The organism is Bacillota bacterium, assembly GCA_023511485.1.
Taxonomy (GTDB): Bacteria; Actinomycetota; Aquicultoria; order Aquicultorales; family Aquicultoraceae; genus CADDYS01.
Window position 1 is genome coordinate 61946 of record JAIMBH010000013.1, and the last position, 12065, is coordinate 74010.

The 12065-nt window shown below is 44.7% G+C and carries 13 protein-coding genes and 1 tRNA gene; 11 read left to right on the forward strand and 3 right to left on the reverse strand.

What is annotated here, in order from left to right; all coding sequences use genetic code 11:
• Positions 1 to 92 precede the first annotated feature (92 nt).
• On the reverse strand, positions 93 to 1382 hold the full coding sequence (locus K6T91_05940) for a hemolysin family protein (protein ID MCL6472338.1): 1290 nt from the start codon (positions 1380 to 1382) through the stop codon (positions 93 to 95).
• Between the two features lie 209 nt (positions 1383 to 1591).
• Here K6T91_05940 and K6T91_05945 point away from each other — a divergent pair, with 209 nt between their 5' ends.
• Positions 1592 to 2263, forward strand: a complete 672-nt coding sequence (locus K6T91_05945; GenBank protein ID MCL6472339.1) for a hypothetical protein — start codon at positions 1592 to 1594, stop codon at positions 2261 to 2263.
• A 13-nt stretch (positions 2264 to 2276) separates the two neighbouring features.
• Here K6T91_05945 and K6T91_05950 read toward each other — a convergent pair whose 3' ends face one another.
• Positions 2277 to 3644 (reverse strand): sortase, encoded by a 1368-nt coding sequence (locus K6T91_05950; protein ID MCL6472340.1) that lies wholly within the window; start codon positions 3642 to 3644, stop codon positions 2277 to 2279.
• 221 nt (positions 3645 to 3865) lie between these two features.
• Here K6T91_05950 and K6T91_05955 point away from each other — a divergent pair, with 221 nt between their 5' ends.
• The 10 genes from K6T91_05955 to K6T91_06000 all read left to right on the forward strand — a co-directional run bounded on the left by K6T91_05955 (position 3866) and on the right by K6T91_06000 (position 11368).
• Positions 3866 to 4618 (forward strand): PD-(D/E)XK nuclease family protein, encoded by a 753-nt coding sequence (locus tag K6T91_05955; protein MCL6472341.1) that lies wholly within the window; start codon positions 3866 to 3868, stop codon positions 4616 to 4618.
• A 237-nt stretch (positions 4619 to 4855) separates the two neighbouring features.
• Positions 4856 to 5362 carry a BON domain-containing protein gene (locus K6T91_05960; protein MCL6472342.1) on the forward strand — a complete coding sequence of 169 codons (507 nt, stop codon included), beginning with the start codon at positions 4856 to 4858 and terminating at the stop codon, positions 5360 to 5362.
• A 181-nt stretch (positions 5363 to 5543) separates the two neighbouring features.
• Positions 5544 to 5616: transfer RNA gene (locus K6T91_05965), tRNA-Arg, on the forward strand.
• A gap of 258 nt (positions 5617 to 5874) precedes the next feature.
• On the forward strand, positions 5875 to 6474 hold the full coding sequence (locus K6T91_05970) for a hypothetical protein (protein MCL6472343.1): 600 nt from the start codon (positions 5875 to 5877) through the stop codon (positions 6472 to 6474).
• A gap of 313 nt (positions 6475 to 6787) precedes the next feature.
• Complete coding sequence (locus K6T91_05975; GenBank protein MCL6472344.1) at positions 6788 to 7186, forward strand: DsrE/DsrF/DrsH-like family protein; 399 nt, start codon at positions 6788 to 6790, stop codon at positions 7184 to 7186.
• Between the two features lie 89 nt (positions 7187 to 7275).
• The gene (locus tag K6T91_05980; GenBank protein ID MCL6472345.1) at positions 7276 to 7524 is read left to right on the forward strand and encodes a sulfurtransferase TusA family protein; all 249 of its coding nucleotides are present in this window, start codon (positions 7276 to 7278) and stop codon (positions 7522 to 7524) included.
• Between the two features lie 12 nt (positions 7525 to 7536).
• Positions 7537 to 8679: an NAD(P)/FAD-dependent oxidoreductase gene (locus K6T91_05985; GenBank protein MCL6472346.1), complete on the forward strand. Its 1143-nt coding sequence runs from the start codon at positions 7537 to 7539 to the stop codon at positions 8677 to 8679.
• Between the two features lie 11 nt (positions 8680 to 8690).
• Positions 8691 to 9245 (forward strand): DUF1641 domain-containing protein, encoded by a 555-nt coding sequence (locus K6T91_05990; protein ID MCL6472347.1) that lies wholly within the window; start codon positions 8691 to 8693, stop codon positions 9243 to 9245.
• A 161-nt stretch (positions 9246 to 9406) separates the two neighbouring features.
• Entirely contained in the window at positions 9407 to 10012 is a 606-nt protein-coding gene (locus K6T91_05995; GenBank protein MCL6472348.1) for a hypothetical protein, read from the forward strand.
• A 384-nt stretch (positions 10013 to 10396) separates the two neighbouring features.
• Positions 10397 to 11368 (forward strand): ATP-binding protein, encoded by a 972-nt coding sequence (locus tag K6T91_06000; GenBank protein ID MCL6472349.1) that lies wholly within the window; start codon positions 10397 to 10399, stop codon positions 11366 to 11368.
• Positions 11369 to 11458: 90 nt separating this feature from the next.
• On the opposite strand, the gene K6T91_06005 is transcribed toward K6T91_06000, so the two are convergent.
• Positions 11459 to 11749, reverse strand: a complete 291-nt coding sequence (locus tag K6T91_06005; GenBank protein ID MCL6472350.1) for a hypothetical protein — start codon at positions 11747 to 11749, stop codon at positions 11459 to 11461.
• Positions 11750 to 12065: the final 316 nt, after the last annotated feature.

A 12065-nucleotide genomic window follows, 5' to 3' on the forward strand; every position in this document is an offset into this window, starting at 1 on the left:
CCGCAAAAAAGCCGGCTTAAAAAGCCGGCTTTTTTGTTCCTGACTCGGTCCAAAACGGTAAATATTATTTGGCTTTTAAGCTATTGGCTTCTTTAAGTCGTTTTGGTTATTCTGACCAAGGCAACTCTTCGTTGCTGCATCGATTGCACTCTAAATCGGGCTCCATCGTATAAAACTTCCTCGCCGGGTCGCGGGATATGTCCCAAGCGGGAGAGTATCCACCCGGCCACAGTATCGTACTCAGGTGACTTAGGGATATCTAATTTAAACCGCTCGTTTAACTCATCTATAGGTAGTCTGCCGTCAACAACTACTTCACGCTCACTTATTGCTTTAATAAGCTCCTCTTCTTCGGGCTTGCCGCCAAATTCGCCGACTACTTCTTCGACGATATCTTCGATTGTTACAATACCGGCAGTACCGCCGTATTCGTCTAACACGACCGCCATATGAAGCCTGCTTTTCTGCAGGTCTTTAAGGAGGCTGATAGCGCGCCGCGTTTCGGGTACATATAGAACCGGCTGCATAACTTCTGCCGCAGGCGCATCCAATCTACCTTTTTCAATATAATCAATAAAGTCTTTGATATGGACTGCGCCAATAATATTGTCTAGGTTCTCCTGATATACAGGGAGCCTGGGGTGGCCGCTCTTTTTGGCTTCCTCCAGAGCGTCTTTTACGGTTGCTTCGGCATCGACTGCTGCAATATCGGGACGCGGCACCATTATTTGTCGCGACAGCACATCTCCAAACTCAAAAGCCTGGCGGATCAATTCTTTTTCCTCATCCATTAATGCGGAATGTTGGGTCACCAAAAGCTTTAATTCTTCCTCAGTGGTTCCGGGTGCAGTATCCTCGGGCTTGATGCCGAAAGCCCTTATTATTATATTGGTTGAAATGGTAAGGAGCTTTGTTACCGGATAAAATATAGTACTTAACCATTCCAGTGGCCTTGAAAGTATGAGCGCTATGGTTTCCGATTTTAAGATAGCAACTCTTTTCGGTACGAGCTCGCCGAAAACGAGCGTGGTATAAGAAATTCCGAGTGTGATTAGAACAACTGCCACAGCATTTGATGCCCTTGAGATCAGCGGAATATTGAGGTTTCTTATAAACTCACTTAACCTGCCGGAGAGCTGCGCTGCGGCTACGGCGCTGGCCAGGAATCCCGCCAGGGTTACCCCCGTTTGAATTGTGGCAAGAAACCGGCTTGGGTCTCTTAGGAATTTTAAGACGGTCTGGGCTGATTTAGAGCCCTTTTCGGCTCTGGGTCTAATGCGGGTTTCACGAACCGTAATCACGGCTATTTCCGCACTGGCAAAAAGGGCGTTTAGCAAAACCAAAATGCCAATGAGTATAAAATTGAGCAACAGCGGATCCATGGACTCCTCACTTTTATCTAATAAGTATAGATTACCACAAAAAAAGTTCAATTCACGGCAACAAGAAGCAATAGATTTACGCAAGCTTTTGATATTTAGAGCCAACCGTTCGTTTGCCTTATGCTTAATCGGCCGATAATATTTATTGACATGCTTTTAGCTATATAAGTAAGATTTAATTAGAAAATTCTTGAAATGGGAATCTAGCGATGATACGGCAAACAATTGGCAAAAAAGCAATACAGGGTCTGGTATTATTAATCACCCCTGTTTTCCTTCTTTTTTTAACTACAGCATCTTTGGTCATAGCCCAGGATACCGGCAAAATTGTTTACGATCGCTGCACAGAGTGCCATGTTGCTGGCAAAGATAGCAAAACCGGAAAAACTTACTGGGAAGGGCGTAAGTTAACCGATAAGCAGTGGGCCAGTATTGTGGATAATATGGTTAGGTATGGAGCTAGGCTTTCAGAAAGCGAAAGCCGCCTCGTTGTGGAGTATCTGACCGCTATGAGCAAAGGCAGCTTCAAACGCCAGGGAACAAACATAAGGCAGATTAGGCGTATTAGCTTTGACAATTTAATTAAAGTTGCAAAGGGTAAAACAGTGGCTAAAGCAGAAGCCGATCTTGATTCTGACCTTAAGGTGGTGCAGGGCGCTAACAGCACGCTTCCGCCGGTAGCAGGTACGCCGTCAACGAACAATGCGCCTACTCTGAATGCGCCTCTGGGCAGCTCTGCAAGCGGAACCGTACCGGCCGTTCCACATGAACAGGCGAAGACCGGTGTTGAGATGATCTGGTACCTTCTGGGAGGTGGCTCCTTGATTGGTGCGGGTATGGCTATAAGAAATAGAGGTAAGCTTAAAAAGGTAGGTAAGTAATAGGATTGATGAGCTATTGCGGCCTGAGCAAGTAGTGTAGCCGGTTTACGTTAAACGCATCGGCCGGCTTTTTGTTTTTTATGTTATTAATGCCGTTTATTGCCTCCGAATTGGTCGGATCAAATGCAAGAGCCTGCCGATAGGCTTCGATGGCACTATCATTTTGCCCTAACTTCTCGTATGCTTTTGCCTCGTAGATATACATATCTGCCGTGTAGGGAAATATATCTATTGCTTTTCTGAAAATATCTATCGCTTCTTGATAGTCCTCAGTTTCATAATAGAAACGGCCGAGCTCAAGGTATGGCGAGGGGTCGCCGCTATATAGGATATTAGAATTACTCTCAGCCTTGGAAACTTCTTCTTGCAGAGATTCTTTTTTACCGATCAGCGCCAGACGGACTTCTTGTACCTCCGGCGATTCAGGCTCGATTAAATCGGCTTTTTTAATTGCCTGGTAACACTCGGCGTATTTATCAAGGACAAAGGCTGCCTTTGCAAGGTTGATATATGCAGCTGCATCGACCGGGTTATTGCTTGCTACCGCTTTTGCTTTTGCAAAGTCCTGCAGGAGCTCCGCACGAGTTTTTGGCCTCTCGCCCCTTTTATCTTTTTCTACGTCTTTGAATATATTCTTAACGGCCCGCATGATGCTTATATGCTGGGGCTTGCTGTTTACCAGAACCCCTATAACGTTTAGCCTGGTTTTAGCACTGTATTTAGGATTGCAGGTGGTAAGAGTCACTCTTGGGTCCGATGTTAGCTGCAGGTTAGAGGTATCTGAAGGATCGGTTATAACCGATTTATCAACCTGATACTCGTAAATAAAATCGACGGTTTCAAGAATTATTATATCCCCCCTGGATAACTCATCGAGCCTATTAAACGGGTGGGTGAAAGTAACCCTGTGGCCTGCAATCCCTACATTGCCTCTATCTCCAGGATTTGCAGTTCCTGTATAATGGCCGGGGCCAAGCTGCAATACCTCAGGACCCGTCCCCTCGAGGACAACCTGGTTTACCCCGATTTTTGGAATGATGATTTTGGTTTTAGGGAAGGGTGCAAGCATTTTGCGTTTTTGCCCTTTGGTCTGCACTTTGCCGGTAGAGCCAATTATTGATTCTTCGTTGGGGAGCTTGCCCAAAGAAATTAAAAGTTCCTGGTTTTTGCGCAGTTTAGATGCCTGCGCCCTCTGGCTTGCAGCCTGCTTCTCCCAGGCCTTCATAAGATGCGCAGATCTTATATATCCGTAGCCCTCGGTCAAGAAGGGAAAAGCTAAGACGGTAACGCCGAGCACGATAAGAACAGCTGCTAGGTTATCGCGCAGCTTACGCTTGATATTTTTTCTTTTAGCGCTTGGCATTGCAGTTAAATCCTTCATACTAAGTCTCGTCTATCTTATCGGCTTTATCTTATTTACAATAATGCTTCAGTAAAAGCTTATTTGATTTATTGTTGAAGTAGCAAAAATCCAACCCAATTCTTCTTGTCTTATCTTACTCCGAGGGACTCTGCAAAGATATGTATTTCCAATATTTGGTATTTATGTTAGTATAAGCGGCGGGTCTTTTATCCAAAAGACTTTTGAAGGAGAGGTCTACATTGGGCTTAGTAGGTTTTAAATGCGCCAAGCCTTCACGCAAGCACGGTAGGGCAAAGCTTGTTTCGTTTGAGGATTGCATCTCCTGTGCGCAGACCACTAATAATGAGTGTCACTTTACCGCACCAATCATAAAGGCAATACTGGATAGAGAGGAAGAGAAAAGGGAAGCTATTACTGTAACTCAATTATCCGGATGCCTAAGAGAATCTTACCTGAGCTCTAAATATGATTACTATGCTGATCTTGAACAGCTCTACTTTGCCTTCAGGGGTGAGATTGCCCATCTTATAATCGAGCGCTATCAAGAAAAGGATGCTGTAGTAGAACAGCGGTTTTACCGCGAATACAACGGCATAAAAATATCAGGAAAGCCTGACGTAATCCTAGTAGATAAGAAGCTTATCCGCGATTATAAGACGACGAAGGAAGTACCACGGTTTAGCTACCCTTACAGAAATCACAGCCAGCAGCTAAATCTTTACGCCTGGCTTGTTCCATATGAGATAAAGCGGCTACAAGTAGTTTATTTGGATATGAAAGGTGTTAAAGTTTGTGAGGCCCAGCTTTGGAGTGAGAAGGAGGTAGAGGCACTTTTAAAAGAAAAACTGCCGGTTCTTGACGCTGCATTTAACCGTGGCATAGTACCGCCTGCTGATTTTGATAATTGGCAATGCAACGGCTGGTGTAACGTAAAAGCCATATGTCGCAAACTCTACGAAGGCGAGTTGATTACAAAATTAAGTGCGGGTTAACATATTGGTTAACAAATGAATGGGTATTTGTTCAGCCTGGTATTTGTCTGGTCTGCCGCCGGTAAAATTTAATAGATATGCTTAGAGGGATTCCGTTTGGAATCCCTCTTTTTGAACAGGGTATTTGCCCCGTTTAGCCTCCAGAATCGCGGGTAGAACACGTTTAAAGGATCATTTAGGATTCTATTAATAAATAGCATTTTCCGATACTGGAGAGTGCAGAAAGAGGTGTTTGTCATGGCAGAAACAAGAGGTTTTGACATCGCAGGTGAAGAGACGCCCATGACGGACGACGAGGTATATGATATAGTTATGCAGCTCTTCGCAACCGATGAGCGGATCGATCCTACTTATATTGAGGTGAGCGTGAACAACGGCGTAGTTCACCTTGAAGGGTCTGTAGGCACGCAAGAAGAAAAAGAGATGGCGGAGAGCCTTCTAGATGACGTCGAAGGGATACAGTCGGTGATAAACGATCTTGAAGTAGTCCAGTCGGATTATAATGCGCCGCCCGAGTGGCCGGGCGTAGCCGAACCAGAAGAACAGGAATTTGAGGACGTTGAAGTTTTGCCTGCGGATGAGGATTTGGTATCGGAAGACCCGCTTGAAGTCGTCGAAGAAGGTAAATCCTATGTTCCACCGAATGAACCAATATTTCCGACCGAGCGCGCCCACTCGGCTGAGCGGATGCGTGAGAGAGTCGCCGAGGAACGGTCAACCGGTGAATCAAGAGATCAGTTATAAGAATTGTTGCTTTACGTTTTCGGTTATTGATTTAAATGGCCAAAAGGCCAATGATACGGATTTTGCTCCTAACCTTTGGCTTTTGCATAATCATCTTTTACTGCACTCAATCTTGACACGCACTCTGCGGGCAGGTATGTTCAATACGCTAATTTAAGGTAAAATAAAAAAAGAACCGGATGCGCCCGTAGCTCAGGGGATAGAGCGTTGGTCTCCGGAACCAAAGGCCGCAAGTTCGAATCTTGCCGGGCGCGCAGAAAAAAGCTCAACCTTACCTCCTGAGCGACTGCTATTTATTGGCTTTAGATACGTACTTGCCGATTACCCTTTTTGCTGGCTTGCTGTATTTATCCATGGTTCCCAAAATATTCCTAAATAGGTTGCTGTTTATATTTGAGTAATAGATAATTGGTTTATAATATCCCTAGTACCGTAGGCAACCATGCTAGGTTTTATTGAATCTAGTCTGAGTGCAAATAGTGCTTTGAACGGCATCTTCGGGAGGATTAATAATGAGAAATGTTTTTAAGCAGACCAAAAAGGCCGGTTGGATAAGAAGTGTGCCTATTATCATGGTTATTATAATTCTCCTTTTCACCATTCTTAGCAGCCTTGGCTGTAGCGGCGGGAATCCGCAGACGGAGGTCAATGTCGTATCGCCAAAGCAAACCCAACCAGATTCAACGAAAGACCAGGCGCCAAACAATAAGGAAAAACTTTTATCCGGCTCGCAAGAACCAAAATATTTAGATGCGCTATCCCAGCAAATTGCACAATGGAGCACCATAGTGGACAGCCTCGGGAAGTTGATAGAGAACCCCATTGTAGAGGATAAAGCCTGGTCTACGCAGGTGAAAGCGGAGCTAGATGCAATGCGGAAGGTTGCAAAAGATGCGAGCAAGTTATCTGCGCCAGAGGGGTATGAAGATGTCCATGGACTCTATATGCGGGCTGTTGAAGATTATAGCTGGGTGGCGGATAATCTCGGCAAAGCTGTGGATAGCCTAGACGTGGGATTACTAACCCAGTGCAACGAGAGAATGAATAGCGGTACCGACCGTATCGATGAAATGCGGAAACTGATAGATAATAGGGCCAATAGCAACCAATAGGCCCCTAATCTCATATTAGGTAGCAATATTAGCTTTAACTTAAATTTAGCTTCTCCCAGAGGCATACCTGTTACGTGCCTGTTAATAGCCTCTACTGCCAAATACAAGATCCCCTTAGCAAATAATACCTTTGGTCATTGCCTGGCCATTGCCGGCAAGGCAACCGGTGAGCAGGATTGTTATCCATAAGGCGGCGATATTGAGCTTGGGAAGATATCTTTAAAAAAACGCTATTGACTAGCTTATTCCGTGCCGATAATATAAAATAAAGTGTATACCCATACGGGTATAGGTATAGAAAGGAGGAGAATAAATGGCTGACGCACCAAAATTATCACTCGTCCTGATGTCTCCGGATATGGAGAAAATCCATGCGGGAGCCTTGATGGGCTCAATAGCCGCTGCATCAGGCATGGAAGTCAACTTCTTCGTTACCATGGATGCTCTTAAGATGTTTCTTAAGGACACCGTCTCCAAGATGGACTTCAAGCTCGGAGAAGTGGGTAGCAAGCTAATGGAAAAGAACGTAGACCCCTTCTACAAAATGATCGAAGATGCGAAAGAAATGGGTGAGCTCAAAGTATATGCTTGCTCGCTGGTTGTCGATGTTATGGGCTGGAAAAAGGAGGATATGCTCGATATCGTAGATGATATCGTGGGCGTCACTGCATTCTTTGGCATGGCCGAGGGTGGCCAAATCATGGTGCTTTAGGATACCGTTCAAGTATCTTAGGCACCTATTTCTTTGTTTTGTTAAGTGAAGGTTATCACAATTGCACAAGTTTGAAAGGAGGCTAGAAAATGTCAGACTTAGCGCAAGTAGATAAAACGGTGGATGCTAGAGGTTCATATTGCCCAGGTCCACTAATGGAGCTAATAAAGACAGTCAAGGCAGCATCGGTAGGGCAAGTTATCGAGGTGCTGTCGTCAGATCAAGGCTCGGCAAAAGATATCCCAGAATGGGTTAAGAAAGTAGGGCATGAACTGATTTATAACGAGAAAGCCCAGGATGGGGATTACTGGCGTATTGCCGTAAAGAAGGTTAAGTAGGAGGAGAGCGGTTTGAGCAAAGATGTTGTAATTTTGGGCGGCGGTACGGGCGGCACGATGGTCGCAAACCATATCGCCCGCACCATGCGAAATGAGGTAAGGAGTGGTGAGATAACTATCACTCAGATTACCAGCTCTGACAAGCATATCTATCAGCCGTCTTTCCTGTTTGTGGCGATAAACCATGCTAGAGTTCAGGATTACACCCGCTCCCAGAAGAGCCTGCTTTCGACTGGGGTTAATCTTGTGGTGGATACGGCCACCAAGATAGACGCTGCATCCAATACAATTACACTGCAGAGCGGTAAAACAGTCTCTTATGACATCCTGGTTATCGCTACTGGAGCCTATCCGGACTTTAGCTCAGTTCCTGGGCTAGCCGAAGCGGCGGATAATTTCTATACACCCGAAGGTGCCGAGAAGCTTCGTGACAAGCTCTTAAGCTTTGAAGGCGGCAAGATAGTCATAACAATTGATGTACCACACAAGTGCCCAGTTGCTCCAATGGAACTAGTGTTTATGCTCGATGACCTATATAGGAGAAAGGGCATAAGGGATAAGGTTGACCTGCTTTATACCTACCCGATTGGCAGGCTGCACTCTTTAGAGCCATGCGCAAACTGGGCTGCACCAAAGTTTGAGGAGCTAGGGATAAACTCGGAAATATTCTTTAATGTAGAGTCGGTTGACCCGGATAAGAAAGTAGTGAAAACCGTCGAAGGCAGTGAAGTGCCCTTCGATATCCTTATCTCTATTCCGGCTCACCGTGGAGCCAAGGTAATACAAGAATCAGGCTTAGGTGACGAGGGAGGATTTATCCCAACCAATCGACATCTGCTGAAGGCTGAAGGCCACGACAATATCTATGTACTAGGAGATGCCACTAATCTACCCATCTCAAAGGCAGGCTCAACTGCTCACTACGAAGCAGATGTAGTAGCAGAAAATATTATCTCCGAACTGAGAGGATTGCCGCCATCTCATTACTATGATGGCAAAGTATTCTGTTTCGTTGAAGCTGGCTTAGATAGCGCGACCTATATCACGTTTAGCTACGATAAGCCTCCGGCACCAGTGCCGGATAGCGAGATGATCCACTGGTTCAAGCTGGCTTTTAACGAAATGTACTGGCTCTCTGTTCGGGGCATGCTGTAGGGAGGATTGCCATGGTTGACAATGGAACAGCTGCTGCCGAGCAAATAGAGCAAAACACTAAACACATACGAACCGATGAGCTGGCAAGTTTTATAACGGCAAGTCTAGATTCGATGACCCCGGCCATTGTGCAGCGTCTGGCGGCTACCGTATCCCAGATGGCAGAGCTAGTAGATATTATTAATACTGACGAGATGAAGAACCTGCTGTCTACGGTATCCGCAATGACCGATAATCTTGAGCGCTCTTTAGTTACCATGAAAGAGCTAGAGGAAAGCGAGGCTATAGCCGGACTTGCAAAAATAGGCGTGTTCGCTGACGCCCTAAGGAGCTCTTTAACTGCTTCTTTGGTCGTGCGCTCTCTCTCATCAGTACTAATGCTTGCAGAAATGGGAGACAAGCTGCTTGAAGCGGTTCACGATGCTAAGCATGAGGTTGCAAATGATAACCGCAAGCTCGGTCCCAGATCTCTTTTAAGTGCGCTTAAAGACCCACAGCTGCAGGAGAGTTTAAAGTTTTTGCTGGCAATTAGTAAAAGGCTTCCCGCGGTTCTAGAGGGTCTCTAAGTTCTAGAGAGCCTCTAAGTAGCAAAGCATACAGTTTTATATAAACCCCGTGCAGCACTTAGCGTTCTGCACGGGGTTTATAACTTAGTTGTACGTTTGGTGTTGAGCTGGTAACATAGCTATAAGAAGATTTAATATTTTTGTGACAAATTTGGTGCCAATTGGTATATGATGGAGAAAAGGAAGGATTGATTGACGTGGCTGGAGTTGAAGAAGCTAAGCTTGCGTTAGAAAAAGAAAGTGTGGTCTTGCCGGCCTCTGAGGCTACCCCGGCCACGATCATCGATAGTACCAAGCGGATATTCTCAAAAGGTTATAAAGGAGTCGAGCTTATCGGCAAAGTAGGAGATGCTCAGATATGTTTTATAGAGCTTATGGATACTGATGGCGCCACCAACTTTGACGAACTTGGTGAGGATATAAAGCTTAATTTAATGAACGATAGTGCCTTAATTGAAGACGGCATGATTGCAGATTCAGCCACTGTTCAGGCAACCAATCCAAAGTCCTGGGACAGACTTAGTGGCTGGATAAGGGTAGATAATGATTACTTTAATATAAAAGATGAGGAGAACATGCCGCCTTCAAAGCAGATCGAGGCTCTTTTAGAGGCAGGAATGGCCATAGCGGAGAGCCTCGATGGCCAAGGAAAACTTGACCTCATATTAAGACCCACTGAACTTCATACCGCACTGCTTAAGGCATTAATGGAAGCCAGGGGAGTCGAAATGAGACGGATAGAACAAAATGAAATTATAGGGAACTAAGCTTTTACTATGTTTTCACTGCTGGTGGAGATCAATATTATATTGAAGTTATTAGATAATGCTTGCAATGCAAGCATTATTTTTTGTTTAACCAGCGTTAAAGTGGGTACAAGTAAGTTAGCTGTTTATTGAGCTACTATATAGCGAATTAGAGCTGGACTGGCGTTAAAATATGGAGGTGCATATGATTTAGTACGGTACGCATAGTAGAGTACACATGGTTGATTTCGATTGGGGTTTAAACTTTAATGCCGGTGGCCGTTGACAAAAGCGCAAAGTGATTGCTTGTTTGCAATCTACATAAGCGCTAGACAGGGTTTCATTCTCAATAAAAAGGGAATAGAACGATTGAGAATCATTTTTATAGTTAAGGGGGAACCACCGATGATCGACAAACGGCTTAAGTTGTTGCTTCCATCAAAGCCAGAAAGCCTGAATGCGATCAGAGATGAGGTTCGTAGCTTTATTTCAGGGACAGCTTATGAAGATAAAACGTCGGATATACTGCTAGTTATATCGGAGGCCTGCACAAACGTTGTACGCCACGCGTATCCAAAGGGACGAAGAAAAGCTGTAATAGTAGTGGAATGCGATCTCAAGGATGATTACCTTACCATAATGGTTTGCGATAATGGGAAAGGGTTAACGCCTGCATGCGACGCTCCGCTTTTTACCGAAGACGGGGGGTTTGGACTTTTTTTGATGCAAAAGCTGTCAGATAAATTCAAATGCCACTCTTCCCCAGGTTCAGGAACGGTGGTTCAAGTGGCGTTTAAAAATCCAGCGCACCATGCATTGAAGTTTAATAGGAGGGTGGCCCATGCAGTAGTTGAGCCAGCCTCAGTCTTGCTGCATTCATTTATCGATACGTTTTCCCATCCCAAAAGAAATTTCCTTGCTTACCGGGCATGTTTTGAGGATGGTTTGTCCTCCGCTGTATACAACCTGAAGTCGTATTGGAAAGCCGTCGCTATCCTGCATTTCATAAGGTCAAGGCTAGGCGACCTTGAGAAATCACTAAAAAACGAGAGCTATAGTTTAGCAAGGATTGAGATCGAGGATATGGTTGAGCAGGTCAAGGTTCTTAAGCAAGAGTTTTGCCATGTGCCTCCAGAAGGACGCATCTTACTCAAAAGATACCTTGAACACTCCATAGACAAACTTTCACGTCTTGAGCAAGCTGTAAAAGCCGGTGAGCCTAAAAAGAAAACCAGGTTTTCAGCCATGTGTGCCTTAAACGAAAAAAATGAAATCGCCTATCTTATATCACAGCTATTAACTGACCTTGGCAAGGTAGCCGACGATAAAATAGGGTGCTGGGTCTCGCTTGATAAGGAGCCATTAAAGCTTATCTAAATCCTTATAAGGTAAAAATCCTTATAAGGTAAATCATAACCCGTCGTTGAGATTGAAAATTGGCTAAGATTGACCTTGCCGGCTTTATAGCTATTCGCTGCCAAGTGTAGTTGTGGCGCAGCTGGAGCATTTAGAGCCGTTATCTTGTTTAGTTTCCCCGTTGCCTACATTTTTTGCGGTTGATTTTTCCTTCTTGCCGTTTGGCGACTTGTAATCGGTTACATAAAACCCGCTGCCTTTAAAGGAAATACCAACCGGGAAGAAAATCTTGCTCACTTCGCCTTTGCAGTTCGGACAATCCTTAATTGGCTCATCGTTGATAGACTGCATTACTTCAAACGTATGATTGCAAGATTTACAACGATACCCATAAACCGGCATACTCTCTATCACCCATCAAAATGTTTTATAGAAATTTTACCAAAAACTGCGGCCAATTGCATCCCAAAACTATGCTTTTATAAGGGATAAGGCGGGAAAAGGCAAAAGGATAAAGGGGTAAATAGCCCAAAGATTCTTTATTCTGGTTAACCTCTTCATCCTTTATCCATACACCCTGCTCAATTGACATAAATTCACTTTTCAAGTACTATCTTAAAGGCAAATTATATAGTCAATTTGGAGGGATTCCCGAGCGGCCAAAGGGGACGGACTGTAAATCCGTTGGCGAAGCCTTCGAAGGTTCGAATCCTTCTCC